Genomic DNA, 26351 nt, shown 5'->3' with positions numbered 1-26351 from the left:
TCATGTCCGACACCTTTGTCAGCCTCCGGAATATCCGTTTCTTATTGTACAACGTGCATGATGTTGAGACGCTCGTTCGATATCCTCGATTTGAGGATCACGATCGGGACACGTTCGACATGGTTTTGGACACTGCATTTCGTGTGGCTCGGGAACTCTTGCGGCCAAAGCTGCGCGAAATGGATCAGCAACCCCCCGAGTACGTGGACGGTCGCGTGAAAGTCAATCCGGTAGTCCGGGAATTCATGGCCGAGTGCGGAGAGGGAGGCTGGATCGGTGCTGCTGCACCGCTCGATCTGGGTGGACAGCAGCTCCCACAGTCAATCATTGCTGCCTGCGTGTTCACGTGGGCTGCTGCCAACTACTCCGCAAGCGTGTATCCCATGCTCACAGCAGGAGCGGCTCACCTGATCGAATCCTTCGGTTCGGCCGAACTCCAGGAGCAATACCTTCCCCGTATGTACGCAGGCAAGTGGCAGGGCACCATGGCGTTGACCGAGCCCCAGGCCGGCAGCTCCCTGGCGGACATCGTCACTGCGGCCGAACCCACGAATGAGGGGTACTTCAAGGTTAGAGGTCAAAAGATCTTCATTTCTGCTGGCGATCACGACGGCGTGGACAACGTGGTGCATCTCATGCTGGCCAAAATCAAAGGGGCTCCAGCCGGGGTCAAGGGTATCAGTCTGTTCGTGGTTCCCAGGATGAGGCCGGAGGGAAAAGATCTTGCATTCAACGACGTAAACACTGCCGGAGTGTTCCACAAGCTCGGTTACCGGGGCTGCCCCATTACCCATCTCTCTTTTGGCGAAAACGAGGACTGCCGGGCCTGGCTGGTGGGCGAGCCACACAAGGGACTGAGCTACATGTTCCAGATGATGAACAACGCCCGCATTGAAGTAGGCTTAGGCGCTGCGGCCATAGCGTCTGCTGCGTACTACGCATCGCTCGCCTATGCTCAGGAAAGACCTCAAGGGCGCCGGCTCGCGGACAAGGAGCCGTCGCAACCGCAGGTCCCCATCATCGAACATGCTGACGTCAAACGCATGCTGCTCCTGCAGAGGGCTATCGTAGAAGGCGCTGTTTCTCTGCTCCTGCAATGCGGCAGGTACTCGGATCTCGTGGAGGTTACCGAAGGCGAAGAGAAAGGAAGGTATTCTCTGCTGTTGGACTTGCTCACACCTATAGCCAAATCCTATCCGTCCGAGATGGGCATCATAAGCGTGAGTCAGGGACTGCAAATACTGGGAGGGTACGGATATTGCGATGAATTTCCCTTGGAACAGTTCTACCGAGACATGCGCATCCATCCGATTCACGAAGGTACCACCGGTATTCAAGGTATTGATCTACTGGGCCGGAAAGTAGTCATCAAAGACGGAGCTGCTTTCACCCTGTTCGTGAAAGAGGTTACGGAGACGATACGAGCAGCGTCAGGAGTCGATAGTTTGAGAGCTTACGCCGAACGGTTAGAGCAGGCAACGCAAATCTTGACACGTGTGACTGAGCAGCTCGTCACTCTGGGAAGGCAGGGAAACCGAGAGCGGTTTCTGGCAGACGCGACGCTTTATCTGGAGCTGTTCGGAATCGTGGCCATAGCGTGGCAGTGGTTGAAGCAAGGGGTAGCGGCGCTGAAAGCCTTGGCTGGAAAGGTATCCCAGGAAGAAGCCGCCTTTTACGCAGGAAAGCATGCGACTATGCAATTCTTCTTCCACTACGAGTTGCCAAAGTCTGAAGGACTCTCGAGACGTCTGTTGGAAGCAGACGGGTTCACCGTTCAGGCAACTTTGGCAACTTTTTCGGACTGATCTTACGCGTCCCTGGCAGAAACATCCCGAGAGCCTCTTCAAGATTTCGAAGGCGACGAAACGCCACGGGTTCGTCGATCCCAGGGCAAGGATTCTTGCATACCGAGTCCAAGTGACGGGAGAAATGAGTGATGAGCATTCAATTCAGCGAAGAACAGAAGCTGCTTCAGGATACTATTTACAAATGGGCCTTGAATGAGCTCGGCCCCATAGCCGAAAAGGTCGATGACGAAGACTGGATGCCAAAGGACTTCTTCCGCAAGGCTGGCGACATTGGCATCCTGGGCGTGGCGATCGATCCTGAGTACGGCGGCTCGGGTCTCAATGTCCTGTCTGAGATACTGGCCATTGAGCAGATCACTCGTATTTCTCCTGCACTGGCGCTTTCGTGCGGTGCGCATTTCAATTTGTGTGCAGGCAATATCCACCGGAATGCAAACGACTACCTCAAACGGAAATATCTGCCCGCGATGGTCACGGGAGAAAAGGTCGGGGCCCTGGCTCTCACGGAACCGAACGCAGGTAGTGACGCCATGAGCATCCGGACTCGGGCCGAGAAGGACGGCGATTACTTCGTCCTCAACGGCACCAAGATGTTCATCACCAATGGACCCATTGCCGATGTCATTCTGGTCTACGCCAAGACCGAACCGGAACGGGGCCCCTTCGGTATCAGCGCCTTTATAGTGGAAAAGGAATTCGAGGGCTTCTCGGTTGGCCGAAAACTCAAAAAGGCCGGCATGCGGGGCTCGCCCACCAGTGAACTCATCTTTGACAACTGCAGAGTCCCTGCCGAAAACCTTGTGGGAGAACTGAACCGAGGCGTTGAGGTGATGACCCGAGGCCTGGACATAGAACGAATCATGGGGGCGGCTATGGCCGTGGGCTCAGCCCGGCAAGCTCTTGACTATTCCATCAAGTATGCTCTGGAGCGGGAGCAATTCGGGAAAAAGATAGCTGAGTTCCAGATGATTCAATCCAAACTTGCAGACATGTATACGCTTTATGAAGCAGCACAGGGTTTGACCTACCGGGCGGCGCTCATGGCAGAAGAAGCCAAGCGAGGAGGCAAAGGCACTGAGCTGACTCGGCTGGCCGCGGCTTCAGTTATGTTCGCCACCATTGCCAACAGCACCATATGCAGTGAAGCGGTACAAATTCACGGAGGATATGGTTACTGTCTAGAGTTTCCGGTGCAAAGGCTTTGGCGTGACGCAAAACTGATGGAAATCGGTGCAGGAACCACCGAGATCAGAAAACTCATCGTAGCCAGAGAGCTTTTGCGCAAGGGGTCGGTCTAACGAGTTCGTCATCCTGGTGTGACTGCATGGCCACGTTCAAAGCGCTGAACAGTAGGAACAGGTACCAGTGCTCATGTACTTGAACTTCGATCGGAGATCCTTCAAATGGCCTGGAGTGGCCGGCGCTCGTGTTCGAGCCGGCTCGTGTCCCGGGCAGGGTGCGACGGGCACGGGAGATTGCGTACTACTGAACTTTGAGACAGGTGTATTTGCCGTCTCTGACAGTTCCGAGCGGGATCCGGGCCAATCGAAGGCATTTCTGCTCCATTTCGATAACCTGGTTTCCGAGATTTCAAGGGAAACATCTGCACTCACGAAGCGCACTCTAGAATTTGCGAAAGTCGCCGAAAAGATAAACTTGGGGTGCGAAAAGATCATGCAGGCAACGCAAGGCACGGCAAGTTGCACGTTTACGGGCATGAACCTGCTCAAGACTTCTGATGGATTGACTGCACTTCTCTTCCATACTGGTGACAGCCGCTTGTACCAATACGACAGGTTGCAGCAGACCGCGAGAGTTTTGACGGAGAACAATTTTTGGATGATAGGCAAGACGGTGAAATTGTTTCAAACCGCTGTCCTGACACTCAAGCCAGACAGCATCCTGATCTTTGCTACCGACGGAGTCTCTCAGGGCATGGACGAGCCTGCTCAAAAAAGAGAGCTCACTGAAATTATCAGGTGCAATGAAGTGGAAGACATACCCGACAGGATCATGCATACGGACAGCACAGCTCAAGGATTCCGAGATGATGCAGCAGTAATAGCCCTTGCTACGCGTGGCTTGCAGTATGTCAATGCCAGGATAATCATGGGAGGCACAACCGCTTATGAAGAAAAGGCATATGCGGAACGGTGTCGATCCACGTACCCGTTGGACTCCTACGTCTGTGTCACCGAAACTTCATCGCGGATAGATCATGTGTTCTGAAACGAATGAGCCGTTGTCCGGCAAAGGAGGCAAGAAAATCATGAAGGAAAAATATGATGTGATCGTCGTAGGCGCAGGAATTGCCGGGCTTGGCGTGGCAGCGATTCTAGCCAAAGAGGCACGTCAGCATGTGCTTGTTCTCGACCGTTTCCCGACACCAGGCGGGAGGTTAAGTTGTTTCGCGGACTACCCCGGTCACGGGTGGACCGTCGACACGGGGTTGCATTTCATAGAGTTGGGTCCTCTCTCTTCCTCGCACGAGCTCAACAGACGAGCAGGAAAAGAAGTTTCATGGGCTTCCTTAAGCCAAACCGTTGAATTCTGGAATGGAAATAGATTCCAAAATCTCGCCGATCTGGTTCCGATGAATAGGGAAGACAAGACTGCTTTCAAATCGTTGCTTCAGACCATAGCCTCCATGAGTGACACTCAGATCGAAGCATGGGACAACCGATCGCTGGAAGAATGGCTCTCCGAAAATGTTTCTCAGAAACCACTCAAGGAGCTCATTACCGACATCGGCATGATCATGACTACCATCCCGGCAGCAATTGACATGGCGGCAGGAGAAGTTCTCTATATCGCAAGAGACAACCTGAGAAAGGCCAAGCAGCTGCTAGCCGCGAGTTATCCTCTGGCGGGGATGCAAGGACTTACCAGCGGACTGGAAGAAGTCATACGGGAATGTGGCAGTGAAATAAAAGTCGCTTGCGAGGTGCAGGAGATACTGATCAAGAATGGTAGGGCACTAGGGGTGCGTGTTCCTATCGGATCTCATCCGTATCAGGCTGAATATTGCATGCCTGAAACTCGGGCAGTGTATGCGGATCGAGTCGTCTGCGCTCTGCCGATCTATCAACTTGGCAAAGTGATCGATTTTTCCACGAAACGCTCACCTCTGCCCCATTGGTGGGTGAAACGCATTCAAGACATCCAGAACGAGATCACTGGCCTGGTCGGGTATATGATCGGTCTCAAGGAACCTGTCGTCCCTACGGACAAGTTGTGCTTCTTCACTGCTCTTCAGACCAATCACGCAAAACTGCCTTTCCAAGCATTTCCCGCTTCCAATTATTCACCGGGGGTCGCACCGCAAGGAAAACAACTCTGGCACACTGACATCGTATGCGAACATGCGGAAGCCTCGGACAAGTTCAAGCGCGAGCGACTGCTCAAGCTCATGTGGGAAGACATCAAAGAAATGTTTCCGGGAATTGAAGACAAGCTCGAGTGGCGCATTCCTTACTATGTGGACGGCTGCGACGGCCTGGCAAGAAAACCGGGACTTGTTGGGAATTTCAAGCCAGGTCTGAGGGCTCCAGGGGTCACCAATCTCTTTTTTGCCGGCGACACCTATGTGGGGAGAGGACTCGCTGCCAACGGAGCTGCCAAGAGCGCCATGCTTTGTGCAGACCTCATACTGAGCACGTTGACACAATCAACGTAAACATAGTGCCACGAAGTTTGAGCGAGGAATACGATGGGAAAGATCATTTTGACTGCAGCTATTACCGGTTCTGCGACATTTCCCAGCCAGAGCCCGTACATTCCGATAACGCCGGAACACATAGCTGATGAAGCAGTGGAAGCCTGGGGAGCGGGTGCGGCGGTAGTGCATATCCATGCTCGTGATCCCCAAGACGGTCGGCCGTCGGCGAGTATCGATCTGTATAGACAGATTGTTACTTCAATCAAAAGCCGCTGCGATGTCATTATTGGCATAACGACCGGAGCAGGCGCGGGCATGAGCATTGAACAAAGAACAGATACTATTTCTACGTTCGAACCTGAACTCGCTTCCTTGAATATGGGCTCTATGAATTTCTCCATGCATCCCTTGCTCAAGCGGATCAAGGAATGGAAGTTCGACTGGGAAAAACCTGCTGTTGAAGGCAGCCGGGATTTCATATTTCCCAATACATTTGCCTCCCTTGAAACCATTACAACGATCATGAAGCATCATAATACGAAGCCGGAACTAGAAATTTACGATACAAGCCATCTGTACAATGCACAGTATCTCGCACAGGAAGGGTATCTCGAGTATCCCCTGCATATGCAGTTTGTGCTTGGGGTTATGGGTGGATCTCAGGCAACAGGCTATGACTTGATTCATCTCAAGACCACTGCTGACCGTCTGTTCGGTGATCGATATACGTGGTCCGTCATAGGAACCGGATGGCCTCATGAGTTCCGTATGGGAGCCATCGCCTTAACACTGGGAGGCCATGTCCGCGTGGGACTGGAAGACAACCTTCTCATTGCCAAAGGCGAGCTCGCTAAGAGCAATGCTGAGTTGGTGCACAAGATGAGGCGTATTTGCGAAGATTTGGGGAAAATTCCTGCCAGCTCCGAGGAAGCGAGGACAATCTTGAAGCTCAAAGGGATTGAGAAGGTGGCTTTCTAGGCTGCGCTCAAAGCACTGCAAAGCTTTCGACCATGATCGCCCATGAGAGGCTATGGCGAGACGTCGGATGCACTCTAGGAGATTTCGATGAGCTTGGACTGTGGCAAATCGTATGAGGAGCTGGAAATCGGAGAGAAAGCATCCTTCTCAAAAACTATAACCGAAACGGACGTATATCTCTTTGCTGGAATCAGTGGGGATCTTAACCCCATGCATGTCAATGAAGAGTATGCGCGAACCACTCCTTTTGGGGCTCGCGTCGCTCATGGTCCATTGACCATGTCTTTGGCCGCTCCCGTTTTGGGGATGAAGCTGCCGGGACTGGGAACCATAGCCGTGGAACTGACAACAAGATTCAAGGCCCCGGTCTATTTCGGCGACACCATAACGGTCATCGGCGAAGTGGTAGAGAAGATCTCCAAGAAAAAATGGGTCAGAGTCGCACTAGCTTGGACCAATCAACGAGGCGAGACAGTAGCTGAAGGTTCGGCGGTGGTATCTCCCCCTCGAAAGGCAGCCAGCTAAATCGAATGGTACGTGAGGCTGTGCGCAGGACTCTGGTGAGACTGCTTAGCCAATTGTTCTAGAGGTTTCGTAAGGGAGGCACAGATATGGAACCGCTGTGGATGCCGTCCGAGGAGCGCATCAGAAACGCAAATATAACCGCTTTTATCCAGTTCGTGAACAAGAAGTACTCGTTGAATCTTGAAGGATTTCAGTCCCTGTATCAGTGGTCCATAGACGACAGACAGGACTTCTGGGCCGCAGTGTGGGAATTCGGACAGGTGCTGGCTTCCCAGCCCTATGAAAAGGTGCTCGAAGAATCACCGACGATGATAGGAGCGAAATGGTTTGTCGGATCCAGGCTGAACTTCGCGGAAAACCTCCTCCGGTTTCGGGACGATCGGATCGCTCTGGTGTTCAAAGGAGAGGATCAGGAGACCGTGCGCATGAGCTATGCGCAGCTCTATGACGAGGTTGCTCGTATGGCAAAGGCCCTACGCGAAGCTGGGGTTGTCCCGGGAGATCGTGTGGCCGGATATGTCCCGAACATGATTCAGACCGTCGTGGCAATGCTTGCAGCAACGAGCATGGGAGCAGTATGGTCGTCTTGTTCGCCGGATTTTGACATCAAGGGAGTATTGGACCGCTTCGGACAGATAGCGCCGAAAATCCTGTTCACCGCGGACGGCTATTTCTACAACGGCAAGTCACACGATTCTCTGGAACGCATCAGCGGAATCCTTCAACAGTTGCCCAACATCGAGAAAGTGGTCGTTATCCCGTACACTCGCTCCAGGGAGGACATAGGTGCCATTACCAACGCGGTGCACTACAACGACTTTATTGCAAAGGAACAGGGCCTTAAGATTGCGTTCGAGCGGCTTCCTTTCGACCATCCGCTGTACATCATGTACTCGTCGGGCACCACGGGCCTGCCCAAGTGTATGGTTCACGGCGCGGGCGGCACGCTTATCCAGTATCTTAAAGAACACCTGCTCCATGTGGATCTCAAGCGCGAAGACAAGATTTACTATTTCACCACCTGTGGATGGATGATGTGGAACTGGCTCGTCAGCGGGCTTGCCGTGGGCGCAACATTGATCCTCTTCGACGGCTCCCCGTTCTATCCCGATCCGGGTGCCATCTTTCAGCTTGCCCAGGATGAGAAGATGACCATTTTGGGGACCAGCGCCCGGTACATAGCTTCCGTGGAGAAGGTGGGGCTCAAGCCCAAGGAGCAGTACGATCTGTCGTCCCTCAGGACCATATGCTCCACCGGTTCCCCGCTTTCGGAAGAGAGCTTCCGGTTCGTGTATCGAGACGTGAAAGAGGACATCGACCTTGCGTCTATATCGGGCGGCACCGACCTGATATCCTGTTTCGCACTCGGTTGCCCGATCCTGCCTGTGTACGAGGGAGAGCTGCAATGCCGCGGGCTGGGTATGAAAGTCGAGGCATACAATTTTCAGGGGCAATCCGTAGTCGGGCAGCAGGGTGAGCTGGTCTGCTCGGCAAGCTTCCCGTCGCAGCCAATCTATTTCTGGCACGATCCGGAGGGGACTAAGTACCGTGCAGCGTATTTCGGCCGTTTCCCCAACCGTTGGCATCACGGAGACTTCATTGAAATCACTGCTCACGGCGGCGTGAAAATCTTCGGCCGCTCGGATGCCACGTTGAATCCCGGTGGGGTGCGCATCGGCACTGCTGAAATCTATCGACAGGTGGAAGCCATGGAGGAGATTTCAGACAGTATAGTGGTGGGTCAGGACTGGGACAACGACGTGCGGGTGCTCCTTTTTGTCAAAACCGCTCCGAACGTCGAGTTCAACGACGCGCTGGTGAACAGGATCAAGAAGACCATCCGTGAAAACGCGACCCCGCGACACGTGCCGGCTCTCATCCTGCCTGTAGATGATATTCCGTGTACCCTGAACGGCAAGAAGGTGGAACTCGCGGTGCGCAACATCATCGAAGGCAAACCCGTGACGAACAAAGACGCATTAGCCAATCCGAATGCCCTTGATTACTTCAGAAATCTCTCGGAGCTGAAAAGATAGCTCGTGTTGGAGCACAATCGTTTCGATTCTCGACTAGCCCGATGCCCAGAGCCGCAGGGACTGCTTCAGCCAGAGTGGGCTACCGGGTAGACTGAGCAAACAATTGTTGTGGGGAATCCGCACCTCCAGATCAAGCTGAGGCAGCGGCAGTTTTCACGTTCTCCTCCGATGTGATACATAGACGGTATGGCGAAAGCTTATGACACTGGACCGGGAGGAGCAGCACTCACGTGAATGACAGTAAAGCCAAAATATTGCAGGCAGCCGAGGAGCTCATATCGGAAAAGGGGGTTGCCCGTACCACGATAGCCCAGATTGCAAGGAAGGCGGGCGTGTCTGATTCCCTGGCCTACCAGTACTTCAAAGACAAAGAGGATTTGGTTTTTTCTGTGGCCTATCAGAGGCTAGAGGATACCTGGAAGGAGCTTCAAGAACAGCTTCAGGGAATTATCGACCCTCGATCCGAGCTCGGCAGGGTTATATGGTTCGGGCTTCGGTACAATGAACTCCACCAGGACTACGTCCGAAATCTCATGTTCGAATACCGGTCCAACAAGGATTTCTACAAAAGTCCTGCGTACGCTTTCATCCGAAATCACTCTCAGTTGACCCTCCAGATCCTGCACCGGGGTGTCGATCAGGGAGTTTTTAGAAATGACGTCGATATGAGACTGGTCCGTGAAATCATATATGGGACGCAAGACTTTGAAGCAGTTGATTGTGCGATCACCAGGGATATCTCCGAAAGCAGCACTGATTGGCAAGACTTGATGTCGCTCATTCTCAACATGATCGAAGAAAAAGGGCAATGTGAAGAACCAGGAAAAAGGGAGCGGATTCTCGTGGCTGCTGAGGAGGTGTTTGCAGAATTTGGGTTTGCTAAGGCCAAGCTGGCAGACATCGCAAGTCTGGTGGGTATTGCCGAGAGTTCCATCTACGATTTTTTCGAGAGCAAAGAGGTTCTGCTGCTGTCAATCACGGAAATGCGACTGCAAGGACATATGGCTCTACTTCCCGAGACGTTTCACATCAAGACGCCGATTCGAAAGCTTCGACGGTTCATCCGGTACCACTTTGATCTTTATATGCAGAATCGGAATTTTCTGAAGATATTCGTAATGGATAACTTGTTAAGCCAAAAATTCTACGCATCTAAGGCCTTCGACGAGTTCAAAAAATATATAAAGACTCTTGAGGATATAGTGGAAGAAGGCAAGGCCTGTGGCGCGTTTCGCCACGATGTTAATACTCGTGTCTTCAAAAACATGTTTCTCGGGGCATTTACTCATATGGCTCTGCGCTGGATCATCTTCGACGAGAAGAACTTTGACAAAATGGGCGAAGTTAAGGGCCTTGTGGAACTCCTATGCGCTGCGGTGACGATCGCCGACACCTGTTCCAGCGGGTGAGCTGCGAGATTGAGATCCGGCAACACACCGCTTGGCTTCTTTCGCTTCACCATCGGTAGACTCATCGACAAACAGACCGGTTTCTCATCGGAAGACAGAAGTAAGAGTGGGCTTGGCCACTAAAAAATCGGCACCGAGAGTACTGGGACGCGGATGTTTGTCGAACTCTTTCAAAGAAACACCCAGAGGATGCCATGTTCAGTCGAAGGTCACCACCCACGGGACAGAAAGAGGCGCAGAATTCTCCATAACCTGCCTAATCTCGGAAGCCAGTAGTCACGGCCCAGCCACCGGACAGGGCTTACTCAAAACTGGTAATCTCCCGCGGGAGACGCAGCAGTCGTGCGGGATCGGAAATTCGAATCAGGGAAAGGTATGCCCATGTCGCACCAATTGCTTGGCAGAACTCCAAGCCTTCTCAAGGATGTCCAAAGTGCCGGGCCGGACCTCCGTGCGGAGACCGTAAATCCTATTAAATTCATGAATGCCCGATGCCAGGTCTTGTTCCGATGCCACAGGGGTCGGCAAAAGCAAGCTTCTTTCGTAACTTGCCATCAGCCTCTTCATCATTGCAAGGTCCAGTTTTTCCGCGCCACGTCCTTTATGCAGGATGGTTGCCCAGTGTCGCGAAAATCCCGAGTTGATAAACATTGTCCCGGCGACTCTACATTGTTCCTCATAGTAATTCTCTCGTCCCCCGATTAAGAGGCCGACACAATCATCGACTGGATGGTCACCGTCCATTGGAAGGAGTACCGGAACCACAGAAGGAGGCAACAGTTCGTCATAGTCTTTCAATGCGTTTCCGCACAAACCGTACCCAAGCAAGATAGCATCCACGTACGGTTCCATCTCTATTGCCGCCTGTCTGACTCCACTTCGCAGATCCTTTATCACGCTATGAAGCCCCACTTTCATGACACGAATGACTATTTCCAGTCCGTCTGAAGCCGTGGATGTGTATTCGGCAATGGAGGCTATTGGTTTTGATCTGACCTTGGTCCTTCGCGATAGAGTTTCGCTCAATTCCTTCGAGAACTCATCGTCCAGAATGTTGACTGCCGAGACCTCCGGGTCATTCACCAGAAGATGGGCGAATTCCAACTCCAGAATTTGACAGGTAATGATACCCAATGTAGCCATTTCAACCATCCTTCCGCTCGTCCTCTTCGGCCTTGCAACTGAGGACAACTTGGCTTCTGAAATCAGGTTATATTCCTCAAGATTCACCTCGTGTCATGAAGGAAAGCAGGTTGCAAAGGCTTTCATCAGACCAATCGGACCCTTCACTTTGATTTTTCGAGTTAATAGCGCCCACATGAGATTCTTTTCTCCTCTGAGAAACTCAAGCCAAGTTTTGGAGTCGGCGTTAAGCTTGAAATCCGCTTCCCCAACATGACTCGGACGGACTTCGATGGTTTTGTCACGAATGACTACCGTTGCTTGAACCGATTCACTACCGGTGAAGGTAAAGTGAAACGTGGCGTTGAGACCTTCGGAACGGTTCCTCTCAAATACTCTTGGAAGGACGAACAGAAAGGCCTGAACCGATGACGGCCTGGTCCCGTTCCCAACGTATTTCATGGTCTTGTTGGGAAAATGTTCTTTCACGTGGGCTTCTGCATCCGAACCCCGCAGGACATAAATTGTCTCTGGCTTTTCCCGGAATTTCTTCACAGTTCCTTTCGTGTAGCCTGGACGATCCTGGAGAAATTCTCCGATGACTTCTTTACCAGCAGGACATACTGCCACACATCGGTCACATTTTGTCTGGGCTCCGATAGAGAGGTTCTGCCACATGGATATGGTTTCCGAATCCGTCACCTTCTTCCGATAGTCAATTGCGCTTTGTGCCTGCGCAACGGTCTCAACCCAGTTTATAAAGCCTCCCAATCGTTCTCTATAGTTGTGAGTGTAACAAGAGGGAAACGCAAAATAGCCGTCGGAGCCCACTGCGCCGGTGGGGCACACAGCAACGCACAACTTGCATTCAATACAGGGATTGTAATCGAGTGGAGCGCTGTAAGACGTCAGCTCGGCATCCAGGAGAAGGGTCCCGAGTACAGTGAAAGCGCCGAACCTGGGATGAAGCACGAGCCGGTTCCATCCCATCTGTCCCAGCCCGGCTTCGATCGCCAGTAACTTGTCTGAAGTGAACCACATCTTTCCCGGCCATCGTTCCGTCTCGAAAGGGAATCCGGCTGGAACATTGAGTGCCCGTATCCCCATGCCTTCCAGTTTGGCGGTTATCCTGTGGGCGGTACTGTTGGCTTTCGTCCAAATGTGCCGAAATTCCAGGTTTGCTACTGAGTGAACGGTAGTCCTTAGATTCTGCCGATTCAATCGGAACGCCAGGCTTACAATTGTTTTGACTTCCGGCATGAGTTCCAGGAGATCGGCCTTTTGGGAAGAAAGAGCCGGTCTATCTATTTCTATGAATCCCATGTCATCGGCTCCCAGGTCGAGACAAATCTTTTGCAGCACAGTGGATTCCAGTTTCTCTGGAGACGGTTCTTCTTGAGCCGACTTCCCTTCGTACCATTTGATCGTGGGATGATCTTGGGAATACATCGTGCCTCCTAACGATTTCGATGCCTTTCCTTTTGGAGAGTCAGACAGGTGCTCGTGGCTTTGGCGACAAGACGGCCTTGAGAATCTGTGATGTCGCACTCGACCATGCCTACTGTGCGACCCCGATTCACAATCTTGCCCACTGCAAATAACTTTTCTTTCCAAACGGGTCTGAGGAAGTTGATTTTTAGTTCCAGCGTCGTGAAGGTCTCCCCACGGTCCAAAGTGCTGGCGTATGCTGCACCCATGGCCAGGTCGGCCAGGTCGCACAAAACTCCGCCGTGTAATGTTCCCATTGGATTGGAGTGCTGGGGACCCGCTTCGAGTTCAAGCTGGGACTCGCCCTGTAGTACGGCGATGACTCTGACACCTAACAACTGTGCTATGGGCGGGTCAGGCAATTCCCCCGAGATCATGCTTCGGTCCAGCATTGTTTCTGCCTTTGCTTGTGCGTCCATGTTTTACTCCTCTTAGGCAATGTGTATATACACACATCCAGACAAAAAAATTATGTGATAGCCACCAGATCAGAGATCCCTTCTAACAGAGAAGCCCAACGGTCTTCTCCCAATTCATTGATTATCTCGACCTGCGCCTTTTGCCAAAGCGGGAACGCTGCAACCAGTGCGGTATGTCCCCTTTCGGTAAGAGTAAGTTTTCGGGTGCGAAGGTCGTCGCCCGGCTCTATGTCAATCATGCCTTTCTTGTGCAATAAGGAGACATTGCGGCTCAGAGTTGTTCGATCCATGACAATGGCTTTGGCGAGCCGTTTAATGGTTACCGGTTCAAGGACCCTGATGGCCGTGAGAAGAGTCATCTGGGTTACTTTCAAACCGGAAGGCTTCAGAGCGGCATCATAAAAGCTCGTCACACGTCTGGTGGCTTTTCGAAGATTGAAACACGTACAGCTTTTTCCCATTTCAAGGGCCGTATCAAGCGGAAAAGTTTCCAGATTTGTCGATATATCTCGTTTCTTTTGAGGAGCCATCTTTCATCTCCGAACTGTCGCGAAGGGTTCTCCTATCAGCGACCATAACAAGTGTATATGCACCCTTGTGCTCCTTGTCAAGAGAAAAATGGAGTAACGCCCCATTTTGGACACGCGCTCAGCATTCACGAATAGGCGACAAGCTTGAAGTTGGAGCAAACGCTGATGGGAAAACCGTTGCAGCCCTACACCTGACTTAGATGGGATTCATATTACTGTCCCAACCAACAACATCACCGTATTGCGCCGTCTTGATTAGAGCACGAACAAAACATCTCACCATAAAAGCAAGACATTCAAATTCCAAGAATTGAAGAGCTGTCTTATCCAACATGATTTGGATGTTGACCGGGAACTCATCATCAGCTTCATAAAAGACAATCTTCAACGGGATTTTTGGAAGAACGTCAAATCTCCACAGATGTTTGCTCACTTGAGACTCTTCTTCGATTCCACCAAGTTTTACCGCTGCTTGGCTAAATTTGACGTAGTCGTTACCCAAGTATCGTTCCAGCGGAGTATTCATCAACCGGGTTTGTACATGTAGCCCACTAATCATTCTTGGAATACTCTCAAACGGAACGTAAGAGTTTTCGGGGTCTCCCTGACCTTTGGATAGAAGGTAATAGAGAAGAACACTGCGATTATTTACATTGACAGGTTGGCCGTCCAGAGGCTCAACGCCATCTACGGTAATACGATATTCTCTCTTCAAGAAACATACTTGAACACCACCATCAACATATTCAAGACCAAGGCGGTCAGCACTTTCCTGGAAACCACATTCAGAAAGCTTGGTGATTAAGTCAAGATAGATTGAATCATAGCCACCTTTCACGAAAGCTCCTCCCTGGCTTAGACACCTCTGTTGTGCTTGCGGAAAGCGATTTAACAAGAGAACATGCGGCGCAGGGGTGAATCGTTCCAAACCTGAGCAATCGCAAGAGCCTTGGTCCGATTTGGTCAGAAAATGGGGCTTAGTTTTCGAAACAGGCTGACCTTTGAGGATCTATACCGTGATCAGCTCATTCATTTATGCAGTTCTCGAAAGTAATCACGGATTGACTTCACGTGAGGCTATCTTTTCTCGGTTGTTCGTTGCGCAGTTCTGTCAGTCGGGTGCCACTGACCTGAGCACGCTCAGGTCAGTGTTGGGCGCGTCAAGTGGCAAGGGCACTGACCTGGCGCTACCAGGTCAGTGGCACCCGAGACACAACCTTGGCCTCTTGCTGAATGTCGGCACAAGACGCGAAAACTTTTGAGAACCGTCTATAGTAGCGCATCGATACCCGGCGGCACGGCCTTACGGCATGCCCGTGTACCTCACGGACCATGGTGATCAGCGCTGGTTAGTATTGGGGCTGCCTACCCTTGCGAGCCTTGCGCGGAGTCACGTCTTCAGGCTGTCAGATGGATTTTTCCCAACCCTGTCCAAAGTCGGCCAGGGGGCGTACCTCTTCAATACTGAACGTGACTGCGGCATGTACCATCTGGGATGCCTTCTCACCGGACGCTTCGGCGATGCGGGTCCGAATCGCATCGAGTTTTTCTCCTGACGTCTGGCAATCGGTCATTTTCATGTAGACCCGGACGCCTTTCCATTCAGGAAGTGATTGCCCGGGTTCCATAATCATGAAGACGGCATTGGGATTCTGTTGAAGGTTTTCAAACGAGCGATTCTTACCCAATCCCATAAAAATAGTCTTCTCATCGATCATGCGAGGCGAACCAAAATAGGCCGCATCAACTTTGCCATTCTTGTCCGCGGTTGCCAGGATGCCCAGTCTGGGCTGCTTGTTGAAAAAATCCATCAATTGTGTGCTCATGGCCTTCCCTCGTCCTTTCATGGGCTCATGATGACTGCCCTCTCGGGGAGTCATCAATGTGGGCTAAAAATGGTTAGTTTGATCCGCTCAAGATGCGGAGTCTTGGTTTTCTGTCGGCATAGGGCGCATTCGAACGGTTGCCAAACACGCGCTAGGACCGGTTGGATTCTGCTGAATTGCCGATACATCTCGTTTCTTTTCTGGAGCCATCTCTCGTCTTCGAATTATCCGAAGGACTCGCCATCCAGCGAAGCACACTGAGTGTATATACACTCACTCTTCCTTGTCAATAGAAAAATGGAGTAACTCCCTCTTTCTAGACATTTCTACCCGTATCAAGCTGAAATAGCTCAGATCGCATCTCAGCCCCCTTCTCGTCTATTTCCGTGTGCATTCGGACAGGAAGCTTCGTGAGTACGTGCCGGCCTGAGCGCTTCAACTACGAACGATACGAGCCAGACAACGACAAGCGACGCGAACAAGATGAACAGGACAGCAATGAGATCCATATCGATTCCTCTGCTTACGGCGCGGCCTAGCAAGTAATTCTATGGTTTGCTGATCGAAACCCTTGACGGCAATTTATCAAACGGGATGAGGTACTTTCTCCGCACGCTCTTAGCCACTCTGCAGGGGAGATCCATGTGAGAATACCGCGACGCCGGGCCCGGGCGCGTTGGAAAGGGCCACCGCCCTGCGGGCGAGCACCCCCACGAGGTGTCCTCGATACGCCGCGTCTGCGAACAAGTCCTCCGCGAGGCCCTCGGGCGGGAGGCGCACGTCTCGAAGCACGTCGGCGACGAACGCCGCGGCCAGCGCCGCTTCCGCCTCCCGCCAGCGGAATGCGCCGTCGGCACGTGCCGCCGTGACGGCCAGGCGGGGCCTCCCGTCCGCCGCGAGCGCCGCGAACACCCCGGCCATCGGATATCGCGCTGCCGGATTCAGGAACTTGACGTAGGCCGCCTTCACGGGCACGGGAAACGTCACCGCGGTGATGATTTCGCCCGGTTCGAGCACCGTCCGGCCGGGGCCGGAGAAGAACTCGGCGGCGGCGAGGTCCCGCTCCGTCGTGTGCACCGTCGCGCCAAGCGCGAGGCAGGCGGGGGGGTAGTCGCCTGCGGCCTCGTTGGCGGCGACGGCGCCGCCCAGGGTGGCGCGGTGCCGCACCGCCGGGTCACCGATATGTCCTGCCAGGCCCGCCAGCGCTGGAAGCCGCTCCCGCACGACCTCCGAGATAGCGACCTCGGCGTGCGTCACGCCCGCTCCGATCATGATCTCGCCATCCCGGAAGTCGATCTCCCGGGAAAGCACCCCGGAGATCTTCACGAGGCTCACGGGTGCACGCCGGCGATGCTTCAGATCCCGAAGCAGCGTCTGGCCCCCGGCGAGAAAGGCAGCCCCCTCCTCGGCGCCGAGCCGGCAAGCCTCGTCGAGCGTGGGGGGCCGATGGTAAACGAAGTCGTGCATGGAGAGAGTCCTCACTCGCGCTCGGCGGCCATCGCCTTGGCGCCTGCCGCGATCGCCTTGACGATGTTGTGGTAGCCCGTGCACCGGCAGATGTTGCCCTTGAGCTCCTCCCGGATCGTCGCCTCGTCCGGCTCACCCAGGCGGCGCGCGATGTCGACCGCCATCATCACCATGCCGGACGTGCAGTAGCCGCACTGCAGAGCATGGTGCTCGCGGAAGGCCGCTTGCATGGGGTGGAGCGGGGCGCCGTGCGGGGCCAGGCCCTCGATGGTCGTGACCGCCGCGCCCTCGCATTCCAGCGCGAGCATGGTGCACGACTTCACCGCGAGGCCGTCGACGTGGACAACGCAGGCTCCGCACTGGGTCGTGTCGCAGCCGACGTGAGTGCCCGTCAGGTGAAGATGCTCCCGCAGATACTCGACGAGGAGCGTGCGCCCCTCGACCGTGCCGCGGACCGCGAGGCCGTTCACCGTCATCGAGACTTCAGGCATTGTTCTCTCCTTTCGTGCCCCTCCCCTCTCGTGCCCGTTCGATTGCCTGCCACACCCGCATCGGGGTCATCGGCATGGACACCTCGCTCACGCCGAGCGGCGCCAGCGCGTCCAGAACGGAGTTGACGACGGCCGGCGTCGCCCCGATCGTGGCGCCCTCGCCGACGCCCTTGGCGCCGAGCGGGTTCAGCTTGGTTGGGACCTCGGTATGGCCCGTCTCGAACGCGGGTAGGTCGGCCGCGCGCGGCATCGCGTACTCGCCGAAATCGTCGACCATCGGCTCTCCGCCTACCCCGTGGACCATCGCCTCCATGAGCGCCTGGCCGACGCCCTGCGCCGCGCCGCCGTGCACCTGCCCCTCGACGAGCAGGGGGTTGATGATCCGGCCGCAGTCGTCGACCACGACGTGACGCAGCAAGGCGACCTGCCCGGTCTCGGGGTCGACCTCGACCACGGCGACGTGGGTGCCGTAGGCGAAGGGCATGTCCACGGGGTCGAAGAAGTGGGTTTCGTCGAGGCCCGGCGCCATGCCCCTCGGCAGGCCGTGGCCGAGATGCGCCTCGCGCGCCACGTCGGCGAAGGTCACGGTCCCGGCTTCGCGGTCCGACGGGGGGAGATCCATGCCCATCCGCCGCCGGAAGACGGCGTGGACCACCTTGTCCTCGACCTTCTTGCCGGCGTGTGCGGCCGCCGCTATTATCCCCAATCCGTCCGAGGGGCGGAAAACGCCGTCCTCGAAGGTGAGGTCCTCGGGACGCCTCTGGAGCTTGTGGGCGGCGATCTTCCGGGCCTTGTCCAGGAGCTTGCGAGCCGCCTCGTAGACGGCCGTGCCGCCGATCGCCATGGAGCGCGAGTTGAAGGTGCCGGTCCCGAACGGCACGGCCTCGGTGTCGCCCTCCACTACCTCGACCTCGTCGGGCGCCAGCCCCAGCACGTCGGCCGCGACCTGGGCGAGGCTCGTCGCGTGGCCCTGCCCGGTGCTCATCGCCCCGGAGAAGACGGTCGCGCGACCGTCGGCGTGGACGACTACGCGGGCGCTCTCGTGGCCGGCCCGACGAAAACCGACCGACTCCATCCCGATCGAGGGCCCAACGCCCGAACTCTCGGTGAAGGTCGCGAGCCCGATGCCAAGGAAACGACCCTCCGCCCGCAAGGTCGCCTGACGCTCGCGCAACTCGCGGTAGCCCGCGAGCTTGAGCGCCGCGTCCAGGTTGGCGGCGTAGTCGCCCGAATCGAGCGTCCACCCCGTCGGCATCCGGTGCGGCATGGCGGACGGGGACACGAAATTCACCCTCCGGACCTCGGCGGGATCCATCGCGAGCTCGCGTGCCAGCTCGTCCACCATCCGCTCGAGGAGGAAGGTGGCCTCGGGGTGTCCCGCGCCGCGGTAGGGACCGGTCGGGGTGCGGTTGGTGAAGATACCCACTACCTCAGTCGCGACGTTCGGGATGTTGTAAGGGCCGGAGACCCCGAACCCTGTGTTGATCGCGGGCACGCCAGGCCCCATGCCGATCGCATAGGCGCCGATGTCGGCGAGGAGCCGAGAGCGGAAGCCCGTGATGCGCCCGTCGCGCCTGGCCGCGATCTCGGCGTACTGGATCTGGTCGCGCCCGTGCGTGGTGGCGAGAAAGGTTTCGCCGCGCTCCTCCGACCAGGCGCAGGGGCGGCCCGTGCGCATCGACAGAAAGGCGCAGATCACGTCCTCGGCGTAAAAGCAGAGCTTGGCTCCGAACCCTCCGCCGATGTCGGGGACGATAAGCCGCAGCATATGGAGCGGCAGGCCAAGGCATGCGCCGAGGGACCGCGCGTGGATGTGAGGGAGCTGGCTCGCTGTGTGGTGGACCAGCCGGCCGGACGCGGGGTCGAACTCGGAAAGCACCACGCGGCCCTCGATCGGTGCGGGTGCGACCCGGTTGTTGGTCAGACGCCGTCGCACGACGACCTCGGCCTCGGCGAATGCGCGCTCGACGTCGCCCCCCTCGCGGCGGTACTGGTAGCCGATGTTGTTGGGCAAGGCGTCGTGAAGTAGGGCAGCACCCGGCTCGATGGCCGCCTCCTGGTCGGCAACCGCAAGGAGCACCTCGTAGGAGACCGCGATTGCCGCCAGCGCGTCCTCCGCCGCGTGAGCGCTCTCGGCCGCGACTGCCGCGATCGGCTCGCCGACGTACCGGGCACGGTCGCGGGCCAGGACCGGATGCAGCGGGATCGCGATCATGCCGGGGGCCTGCCAATCGCAGGGGAGGTCGCCGACGCCCGCCAGGTCGTCGGCCGTGAGGACGGCCACGACCCCCGGCATCGCGCGGGCGGCGGTGGCGCTGACCGCGAGGATCCGGGCGTGGGCGTGGGGTGAACGCAGTATCTTGAGGCGCAGGGCGTCGGACGTCGCGATCAGGTCCGAGACGTAGCGGCTCCCGCCTCGCAGCAAGCGTTCGTCTTCGAGACGACGGACGGGACGGCCCACGCTGGGACCCTCAGCCGCCGGAGGATGCAAGTCCGGGTTCTGGGTCTGGTTGTCCATCAAACTCCCCCCCTTGAAAGCAACCGCTCACAGGCACCGGGTCAGGAGGTCCTGCAGCTTTCCCTCGAGCTTTGCGCCGATCTCGGCCGCCTCGGGAACACCGAAGGAGCCGAAGAGCGACGCGGGGCTGTCGTAACTCACGATCGTCTCGTGGGTCTCGGGCGACTCGTACACGGCCAGCCGAAACGGCGTGTACAGGCAGATGGCCGGGGCTTTGTCGGACACGTCTTTCGCTATGAGCGGATTGCCGATGGCGTACTGGACGCTGGCGTGAGTTCGGCCGAAGTGGGAGAACAGTTGATCGTGTCTGACCTTCAAGAAGAAGACGAAGCCGCTCGACCCGATGAGACCCTCGACCCGCGCCTTGAGCTCGTCCTGTGGAAGGTTCAAGTCGGCGAGCTCCCCGAATACCTCCGGCGGGACCACGGGCGAGCGCTTCTCGAGTTCGCCGATGAACTCGTCGAACGGCTTCGGCGTGGTCAGGGTGTGCCGCGTGACGCTGAAAGTCTTATCGGTTGACATGGGCTTCTCCTCAGAGGTTTGTCACCACCCGGCGACAGGTGTCCAAGGATCACGGGTTCGAGCGATGTAGCCCTTCTCACGACCGGACTCGGCAGGTCCGGCTCCGAGGATCAGGGCTCGTTGTAACACTTCGTGACAACCCGGTTCAGCAGGCGCACGGCGATGCAGTCGCGGGCGAAGGTTTTGATAGGTCTGTTTGACTGCTTTTCCATATTGAGCAACTCAGAAATCCATCGGTCAAAATGGTTCTTGTGTAAGTCCTAACAAGGTTTCTCATTATCCTTTAACAACGAGTATATACACCTATTAGGATTGGAGTCAAGCACTTCTTAAATACTTTCTGCAATTCAGACACTACAGAAAGATGGGTGAGGTGTACCTTTTTATCAAGACCAAAAAGAGACTTTTTTAAGGTGGAAAAGTACACCCTGTTCGCGAGAGAATATTACCGAGCCGATCCGCGTCCGTGAATTTTGATATGGTATTCATAGCGCACTCCTATGTAGTGCAATCTTTTCTGTAATTTCGTTCCATGATTTACAAATTGGACCGGTCGTTCTAATTCTGTTGCAGCCGGCCAGGCAAGCGCCGGCGATGCTCAGTCAGGACTGCAATTCTTCGGAACGTGTCCGTGAATCCTCCTTCAGGGCGACATGGGGATGTTTAACTTTGAACCAGATTGCGTAGAGGGCCGGCAAAAAGAGCAGCGTCAGAATCGTCCCAACGCCAACTCCGCCAATCAGGACATAGGCCATTGATCCCCAGAAGCTCGAAAAAGTCAGGGGGATAAAGGCAAGCATTGCAGCCACAGCGGTCAGGACTACCGGGCGCGCACGGCGTACGGTGGATTCGAGTATGGCATCGTAATCACTTAATCCTGCTGCCTTATCGTAGTGGATCTGGTCCACCAGAATCAGCGTATTGCGCATGATGATCCCCGCCAACCCAATCAAACCGAGAATTGCGTTAAATCCAAATGGCTGATGGAAAACGAGCAGGGTTGGCACTGCCCCGACCAAGCCAAGAGGAGCAGTGGCAAACACCATGAACATGGTGGCAAATGACCGGACCTGAATCATGATGAATATCAGCATCAGAAGTATCATCGGCGGGAAAAGAAGTCCCAGCGCCGCATCGGCCTTCTTGCTCTCGTCCACGGAACCACCCGTTTCTATGCGATATCCTACGGGAAGGGCTGCCTTCAGTTTATCCAGTTTGGGGAGAATTTGGGCCGTTACATCCGGAGGCTGGACCCCGTCCACGACATCCCCCTGAACAGCGATATACGGCTCGCGGTTGTAGCGTTTCAGCAGGGGATCTTCCATCCGGGATTCGAGGTGAGCCATCTGTGATAGCGGGATCGAGCGCCCGTCCCTGGTGGTCAAAGTCACATTGCCTAGGTTCTCCAGGCTATGGCGCTCGGAACCGGGAGAGCGAACCACCACGTCGACCGAACGGATGCCCTCGCGCATCTGCGTGGTGGGAGCGCCATTCAGAATCGTCTGTAATTGCAGCGCGGATTCTTGCGGGGTGAGGCCAAGGAGGCGCAGGCGATCCTGATCAAGGACCAAGCGCTGGCTCGGAGTTCGTTCCCCCCAATCCAGATGCACATCACGCATGTTCGGATTTTCAGCCATGATGGCTTGAACATCACGCGCAATCCTGCGAAGCTCATCCACGTCCGGTCCCATGACACGGAATAGCACGGGAAACGTGACAGGGGGACCGAAAACGAATTGCTTCACCCACACGCGTGCTTCCGGGAACGCTCCTTGTTCAATAACTTGGCGAAGTTTTTTCTTGAGCGCATCGCGCGCCGCATGGCCTTCGGTCAGGACTACAATTTGGGCAAAGGCCGGGTTGGGTAATTCGGGATTCAACGGCAGTATGAAGCGTGGCATGCCGTGGCCGATATAACTGGTGACTATTTTGGCCTCTGGCTCGGCCATAATTCTTTTTTCGATGTTTTTTACCGATCTATCGGTCGCGGCAAAAGCACTGCCAGGCGGAAGGTTGACGTCAACAATCAATTCGGGGCGGTCTGAGTTGGGAAAAAACTGTTTCTCCACAGATCCCATTCCGACCACAGACAACATAAAAAGAACAATCGTTAGTCCGCCTGCAATCCATTTATGATCAACTACCCGCCGCACGATGCTACGAAACCGCTGATAGTTCGGAGTTGCATAAATAGCATCATGCCCTCCTATGACAGGTTTGATGTCAGGTAGGAGCTTGACGCCCAAGTAGGGGGTGAAGAGGACTGCGACAAACCACGAGGTGATCAATGAGAATGCCACTACCCAGAATATATTTCCCGTATATTCACCTGCGGTTGATTTGGCGAAACCAACCGGCAGGAAGCCGGCGATGGTAACCAGGGTACCGAAAAGCATGGGGCTGGCCGTGGATGTCCAGGCAAATGTGGCAGCCTGGATCCGATCCAATCCCTCTTCCATTTTGACCACCATCATCTCGATGGCGATGATCGCATCATCCACCAGCAGCCCCAGGGAAATAATCAGCGCTCCCAGCGTGACCCGGTCGAAATCCCTTCCGGTAAGCAACATGATGACAAACACGGCGGCAAGGGTAAGAGGTACTGCGGCAGCAACAACGATCCCGACGCGGAACCCCAGCGTTACGAGACTCACCACCATGACAACGGCAAGCGCAACCGCGAATTTGATCATGAATTCGTCAATGGCCTCGGAAATGACCTGAGACTGATCCGATACCTTGGACAGAACAAGACCGACTGGTAATTCTTTGTGAATCGCCGTCTCTTCGGCTTTCAGCAGCTTGCCCAATGTCAGGCCGTTGAAGCCTTTTTTCATCACCAGAGCCAGGATGATCGAAGGCTCTCCCTGGTGACGTATCTGTTTTGTTGCCGGATCTTCGTAGCCGCGGGTGACCTCGGCCACATCACCGATTTTCAGTAATTTTCCCCCGCTTGCCACGGGAATCGCCTTGACTGCTTCGACTCCGTCAATGGCTCCTTCAAGGCGCAGATAGACACGCGGTCCGGCCGTATCCACAAACCCCGAAGGGGTAACATCATTTTGGGTTCTTAGTGCATGAAACAGATCGGTCGCCTTTACCCCAAGAGTTGCAAGGCGTTTGTAGGAAATCTCGACATAGATTTTGGGATCCTGCTCGCCGAGAATGGTGACCTTCTCTACGCCGTCTACCCGAGAAAGGCGCTGACGAAGCGCTTCCGCCTCCAGCACAAGCTGGCGGTGTGGAAGGCCTTTTGCTTCCAGTGAATACATGGCAAAATACACATCGGAAAATTCGTCATTCAGAATCGGACCAATCACACCTTGGGGTAGGTAAATTTTTTCATCCCCCAGCTTTTTTCGCGTCTGGTAGAATTCATCCGGCACATCTTTGGGAGGCGTGGAGTCTTTAAGTTGGAGCTTCATCAAGAGCATTCCGGGGTATGCGGAGGTTTCTACCCGGTCGTAAAATTCAAGTTCTTGAAGACGTTTTTCCAGCCGGTCACCCACCTGTTCCTGCATTTCCTTTGCGGTGGCTCCCGGCCATATGGCTGTTACCGTCATGGTCTTAACGGTGAATTTAGGGTCTTCTGCCCGTCCCAGATGCAGGAAGGCAAATCCCCCGGCCACCATAATCGCAATAATCATAAACAGGGTGATAGCGCGTTCGCGGACAGCAAAAGCGGACAGATTGAAGCGGGTCATCATCTGTGCTCCTTCTCCGGGCCGGGGAGAATATTTACTCTTTCTCCTTCTTTAACCAGGTGAGTACCCAGTGCCAGAATTCGTTCGCCCGGCTTGAGTCCTTTGCTGACAAGCGCTGTCTCGCTGCCAAGCTTCGCAACTTGGACAAATCGGCGTGATAAGGATAATGTATCAGGATCTATGACCCACACGCTTGTGCCAGTGCCATCATCATACAACGCGCCGACGGGAATTTCGTACGGCTGCGCCGCGCCGTTCCCGTTGTCACCATACAAATGAACCGTCACTGTTGCACCAAGAGGAGCGTTTTCCCCACCACCCAGACTGTAGCGCGCCTGATAGGTTCGTGTGAGAGGGTCCGCCATTGCGGATAATTCACGCAGTTTTGCAGGGAAAGTCTGACCTGAATCAGCATAAAGACGGGCGATGGCCACGGTCTTTGCAATCTTTGTATTCCCTTCAGGAAGGTTGACTACCGCTTCGCGTGCACCATCATGGGCCAGGCGAATCACCACGTTACCCGCACTTACCACTTGTCCGACGTCAGCTGGTCTTTCCATGATGACGCCGTCCGCATCAGCCCTGAGAACGGCATAGCCCACCTGGTTTTCCATTTGCCTGGAGTATGCAATGGCGGAATTCAGTTGTGCGGTTGTTGCGTCTGCTGCTGATTTGGCATGGTCGTATTGCTGTACGGATACGGCTTCTATGGTGACCAGAGCACGTTGGCGACGTTCATCGGAGACAGCGCGGTTATTCTGGGCACGGGCCGCTTCCTCATTTGCACGGGCTGCATTGACGGCAAGTTGCAGGTCTGTCGGATCAAGCCGCATCAAAGTCTGTCCCCGTTTGACATGATCTCCGGCCTTGACGAGTTTCTCTATGATTTTGCCCGAAACGCGAAAACCTAGATCGCTTTCCGTTCGAGCGTGAATCACACCGGTATATTCCGCGACGCCACCTTGTGCGGAAATAACGGTAAAGGAACGAACCAGGCGGGGAGATGCCGACTCGACAGGCATTTGTTTTTCTCTTCCATTTCCTAGTACAGCACCGCAGACAATGAAGCCCAATGCTCCTATGAGGAGCAATATGCGATACCTGTGCGACAAGCCGGCAAACTTCTTCAATAGTATTTTTGTCATATACATGCTGGATTCCTCAATTGATTTTACGATCCGCAACGGAAACAAATAGCCTCGTCTATGGATCTTGATTTCGATCCCGGACTTGGTTGCAGGAAATCCTACCGAATACTGGTCCAACTGCTCCCGAAGGTCGAAATAGACTTTACCGGCCATGGCTTTCTCCATTTTCTGAGCCATGAGTGCGTACGCACCTTTTGCTGCAAAAAAAATGCGCCACCTCGTGAAGACCGGAGAGAAGATTTCTCCAGTGCTCCCCACCCAGGGCCTCTTCGACATCACCCTGAACCTTACGCCAGACAGGGAATGCGTCCTTGAGCAAACGCTCTCCTTCCAGGGAAATGCCAATCCTGTGTTCTCTCTTGTCGCCGCTCTCTTCTATCAGCACCAGGCCCCTGTCATGAAGGATCTTGAGATTGCGGGTGAGGGAAGTTCGGTCCATTCCCAGGGTCCACGCCAATTTCGAAAGCGGTTGGTTGGGCTCAGAATAGATGGCCATCAGCACGGACAACTGAGTAGCCTTCACTCCAAAATCGCGAAGGGCTTCGTCGAATTTCCTGGTAATGAGGCGGGACGCTCGTCTCAGATTGAAACTCGCGCACCGTCTGACTATGTCCTTCACGTGTCCTCGTTTTTCCTTATCCATTGTTCATGCCCTCATATTCTCTATAGGTGTATATGCACATTAATTGCAAGCCTGTCAAG

Annotated in this window: 22 protein-coding genes; 8 read left to right on the top strand and 14 right to left on the bottom strand. The window is 54.9% G+C overall.

Annotation, left to right across the window (positions count from 1 at the left end; all coding sequences use genetic code 11):
• Window positions 1-2 precede the first annotated feature (2 nt).
• The 8 genes from DESTI_RS26870 to DESTI_RS26835 all read left to right on the top strand — a co-directional run bounded on the left by DESTI_RS26870 (window position 3) and on the right by DESTI_RS26835 (window position 10414).
• On the top strand, window positions 3-1805 hold the full coding sequence (locus DESTI_RS26870; protein WP_014813107.1) for an acyl-CoA dehydrogenase: 1803 nt from the start codon (window positions 3-5) through the stop codon (window positions 1803-1805).
• A 131-nt stretch (window positions 1806-1936) separates the two neighbouring features.
• Window positions 1937-3106: an acyl-CoA dehydrogenase family protein gene (locus DESTI_RS26865; protein ID WP_014813106.1), complete on the top strand. Its 1170-nt coding sequence runs from the start codon at window positions 1937-1939 to the stop codon at window positions 3104-3106.
• Window positions 3107-3179: 73 nt separating this feature from the next.
• Complete coding sequence (locus tag DESTI_RS26860; protein ID WP_157212288.1) at window positions 3180-4037, top strand: SpoIIE family protein phosphatase; 858 nt, start codon at window positions 3180-3182, stop codon at window positions 4035-4037.
• 40 nt (window positions 4038-4077) lie between these two features.
• Window positions 4078-5484 (top strand): phytoene desaturase family protein, encoded by a 1407-nt coding sequence (locus DESTI_RS26855; protein ID WP_014813104.1) that lies wholly within the window; start codon window positions 4078-4080, stop codon window positions 5482-5484.
• Window positions 5485-5517: 33 nt separating this feature from the next.
• On the top strand, window positions 5518-6444 hold the full coding sequence (locus DESTI_RS26850; RefSeq protein ID WP_014813103.1) for a beta-keto acid cleavage family enzyme: 927 nt from the start codon (window positions 5518-5520) through the stop codon (window positions 6442-6444).
• A gap of 87 nt (window positions 6445-6531) precedes the next feature.
• Window positions 6532-6969, top strand: coding sequence for a MaoC family dehydratase (locus DESTI_RS26845; protein WP_014813102.1), 438 nt, complete (start codon window positions 6532-6534; stop codon window positions 6967-6969).
• An 86-nt stretch (window positions 6970-7055) separates the two neighbouring features.
• On the top strand, window positions 7056-9005 hold the full coding sequence (locus DESTI_RS26840; protein ID WP_014813101.1) for an acetoacetate--CoA ligase: 1950 nt from the start codon (window positions 7056-7058) through the stop codon (window positions 9003-9005).
• A gap of 230 nt (window positions 9006-9235) precedes the next feature.
• Window positions 9236-10414: a TetR/AcrR family transcriptional regulator gene (locus DESTI_RS26835; protein WP_014813100.1), complete on the top strand. Its 1179-nt coding sequence runs from the start codon at window positions 9236-9238 to the stop codon at window positions 10412-10414.
• Between the two features lie 363 nt (window positions 10415-10777).
• Here the strand turns inward: DESTI_RS26835 and DESTI_RS26830 are convergent, their stop codons facing one another.
• The 14 genes from DESTI_RS26830 to DESTI_RS26770 all read right to left on the bottom strand — a co-directional run bounded on the left by DESTI_RS26830 (window position 10778) and on the right by DESTI_RS26770 (window position 26292).
• The gene (locus DESTI_RS26830) at window positions 10778-11557 is read right to left on the bottom strand and encodes a DUF1638 domain-containing protein (protein WP_014813099.1); all 780 of its coding nucleotides are present in this window, start codon (window positions 11555-11557) and stop codon (window positions 10778-10780) included.
• Window positions 11558-11650: 93 nt separating this feature from the next.
• The gene (locus tag DESTI_RS26825; RefSeq protein WP_014813098.1) at window positions 11651-12985 is read right to left on the bottom strand and encodes an SCP2 sterol-binding domain-containing protein; all 1335 of its coding nucleotides are present in this window, start codon (window positions 12983-12985) and stop codon (window positions 11651-11653) included.
• 8 nt (window positions 12986-12993) lie between these two features.
• A complete protein-coding gene (locus tag DESTI_RS26820) occupies window positions 12994-13443 on the bottom strand; it encodes a PaaI family thioesterase (protein ID WP_014813097.1) in 450 nt (149 codons plus the stop codon).
• Between the two features lie 50 nt (window positions 13444-13493).
• Entirely contained in the window at window positions 13494-13973 is a 480-nt protein-coding gene (locus DESTI_RS26815; RefSeq protein ID WP_014813096.1) for a MarR family winged helix-turn-helix transcriptional regulator, read from the bottom strand.
• 196 nt (window positions 13974-14169) lie between these two features.
• Window positions 14170-14811 carry a DUF3786 domain-containing protein gene (locus DESTI_RS26810; protein WP_014813095.1) on the bottom strand — a complete coding sequence of 214 codons (642 nt, stop codon included), beginning with the start codon at window positions 14809-14811 and terminating at the stop codon, window positions 14170-14172.
• Between the two features lie 568 nt (window positions 14812-15379).
• Window positions 15380-15799, bottom strand: coding sequence for a pyridoxamine 5'-phosphate oxidase family protein (locus DESTI_RS26805; RefSeq protein ID WP_014813093.1), 420 nt, complete (start codon window positions 15797-15799; stop codon window positions 15380-15382).
• A 362-nt stretch (window positions 15800-16161) separates the two neighbouring features.
• Window positions 16162-16308, bottom strand: coding sequence for a hypothetical protein (locus DESTI_RS31030; RefSeq protein ID WP_014813092.1), 147 nt, complete (start codon window positions 16306-16308; stop codon window positions 16162-16164).
• Window positions 16309-16417: 109 nt separating this feature from the next.
• Window positions 16418-17266 carry an FAD binding domain-containing protein gene (locus DESTI_RS26800; protein WP_014813091.1) on the bottom strand — a complete coding sequence of 283 codons (849 nt, stop codon included), beginning with the start codon at window positions 17264-17266 and terminating at the stop codon, window positions 16418-16420.
• Window positions 17267-17277: 11 nt separating this feature from the next.
• Window positions 17278-17757: a (2Fe-2S)-binding protein gene (locus DESTI_RS26795; protein WP_014813090.1), complete on the bottom strand. Its 480-nt coding sequence runs from the start codon at window positions 17755-17757 to the stop codon at window positions 17278-17280.
• The gene (locus tag DESTI_RS26790) at window positions 17750-20275 is read right to left on the bottom strand and encodes a xanthine dehydrogenase family protein molybdopterin-binding subunit (RefSeq protein ID WP_014813089.1); all 2526 of its coding nucleotides are present in this window, start codon (window positions 20273-20275) and stop codon (window positions 17750-17752) included. The genes DESTI_RS26795 and DESTI_RS26790 overlap by 8 nt, the downstream gene beginning before the upstream one ends.
• A 27-nt stretch (window positions 20276-20302) precedes the next feature.
• Window positions 20303-20797, bottom strand: coding sequence for a DUF302 domain-containing protein (locus tag DESTI_RS29540; RefSeq protein ID WP_014813088.1), 495 nt, complete (start codon window positions 20795-20797; stop codon window positions 20303-20305).
• A 602-nt stretch (window positions 20798-21399) separates the two neighbouring features.
• Window positions 21400-24501: an efflux RND transporter permease subunit gene (locus tag DESTI_RS26780; protein ID WP_041287685.1), complete on the bottom strand. Its 3102-nt coding sequence runs from the start codon at window positions 24499-24501 to the stop codon at window positions 21400-21402.
• Complete coding sequence (locus DESTI_RS26775; RefSeq protein ID WP_211213727.1) at window positions 24501-25826, bottom strand: efflux RND transporter periplasmic adaptor subunit; 1326 nt, start codon at window positions 25824-25826, stop codon at window positions 24501-24503. Before DESTI_RS26775 ends, DESTI_RS26780 begins: the two co-directional genes overlap by 1 nt.
• Window positions 25792-26292: a MarR family winged helix-turn-helix transcriptional regulator gene (locus DESTI_RS26770; RefSeq protein WP_014813085.1), complete on the bottom strand. Its 501-nt coding sequence runs from the start codon at window positions 26290-26292 to the stop codon at window positions 25792-25794. The genes DESTI_RS26775 and DESTI_RS26770 overlap by 35 nt, the downstream gene beginning before the upstream one ends.
• Window positions 26293-26351: the final 59 nt, after the last annotated feature.

Source organism: Desulfomonile tiedjei DSM 6799, from assembly GCF_000266945.1.
GTDB classification, from domain to species: domain Bacteria; phylum Desulfobacterota; class Desulfomonilia; order Desulfomonilales; family Desulfomonilaceae; genus Desulfomonile; species Desulfomonile tiedjei.
Note: the sequence above shows the minus strand (reverse complement) of the source record. Positions and strands in the feature narration are given on the sequence as shown.

Excerpts from the sequence above, each read along its gene's own strand:
- DESTI_RS26870 (WP_014813107.1), top strand. The coding sequence starts at position 3 with ATGTCCGACACCTTTGTCAGCCTCCGGAATATCCGTTTCTTATTGTAC.
- DESTI_RS26865 (WP_014813106.1), top strand. The coding sequence starts at position 1,937 with ATGAGCATTCAATTCAGCGAAGAACAGAAGCTGCTTCAGGATACTATT.
- DESTI_RS26860 (WP_157212288.1), top strand. The coding sequence starts at position 3,180 with ATGTACTTGAACTTCGATCGGAGATCCTTCAAATGGCCTGGAGTGGCC.
- DESTI_RS26855 (WP_014813104.1), top strand. The coding sequence starts at position 4,078 with ATGAAGGAAAAATATGATGTGATCGTCGTAGGCGCAGGAATTGCCGGG.
- DESTI_RS26850 (WP_014813103.1), top strand. The coding sequence starts at position 5,518 with ATGGGAAAGATCATTTTGACTGCAGCTATTACCGGTTCTGCGACATTT.
- DESTI_RS26845 (WP_014813102.1), top strand. The coding sequence starts at position 6,532 with ATGAGCTTGGACTGTGGCAAATCGTATGAGGAGCTGGAAATCGGAGAG.
- DESTI_RS26840 (WP_014813101.1), top strand. The coding sequence starts at position 7,056 with ATGGAACCGCTGTGGATGCCGTCCGAGGAGCGCATCAGAAACGCAAAT.
- DESTI_RS26830 (WP_014813099.1), bottom strand. The coding sequence starts at position 11,557 with ATGGCTACATTGGGTATCATTACCTGTCAAATTCTGGAGTTGGAATTC.
- DESTI_RS26825 (WP_014813098.1), bottom strand. The coding sequence starts at position 12,985 with ATGTATTCCCAAGATCATCCCACGATCAAATGGTACGAAGGGAAGTCG.
- DESTI_RS26820 (WP_014813097.1), bottom strand. The coding sequence starts at position 13,443 with ATGGACGCACAAGCAAAGGCAGAAACAATGCTGGACCGAAGCATGATC.
- DESTI_RS26815 (WP_014813096.1), bottom strand. The coding sequence starts at position 13,973 with ATGGCTCCTCAAAAGAAACGAGATATATCGACAAATCTGGAAACTTTT.
- DESTI_RS26805 (WP_014813093.1), bottom strand. The coding sequence starts at position 15,799 with ATGAGCACACAATTGATGGATTTTTTCAACAAGCAGCCCAGACTGGGC.
- DESTI_RS31030 (WP_014813092.1), bottom strand. The coding sequence starts at position 16,308 with ATGGATCTCATTGCTGTCCTGTTCATCTTGTTCGCGTCGCTTGTCGTT.
- DESTI_RS26800 (WP_014813091.1), bottom strand. The coding sequence starts at position 17,266 with ATGCACGACTTCGTTTACCATCGGCCCCCCACGCTCGACGAGGCTTGC.
- DESTI_RS26795 (WP_014813090.1), bottom strand. The coding sequence starts at position 17,757 with ATGCCTGAAGTCTCGATGACGGTGAACGGCCTCGCGGTCCGCGGCACG.
- DESTI_RS26790 (WP_014813089.1), bottom strand. The coding sequence starts at position 20,275 with ATGGACAACCAGACCCAGAACCCGGACTTGCATCCTCCGGCGGCTGAG.
- DESTI_RS29540 (WP_014813088.1), bottom strand. The coding sequence starts at position 20,797 with ATGTCAACCGATAAGACTTTCAGCGTCACGCGGCACACCCTGACCACG.
- DESTI_RS26780 (WP_041287685.1), bottom strand. The coding sequence starts at position 24,501 with ATGACCCGCTTCAATCTGTCCGCTTTTGCTGTCCGCGAACGCGCTATC.
- DESTI_RS26775 (WP_211213727.1), bottom strand. The coding sequence starts at position 25,826 with ATGGCTCAGAAAATGGAGAAAGCCATGGCCGGTAAAGTCTATTTCGAC.
- DESTI_RS26770 (WP_014813085.1), bottom strand. The coding sequence starts at position 26,292 with ATGGATAAGGAAAAACGAGGACACGTGAAGGACATAGTCAGACGGTGC.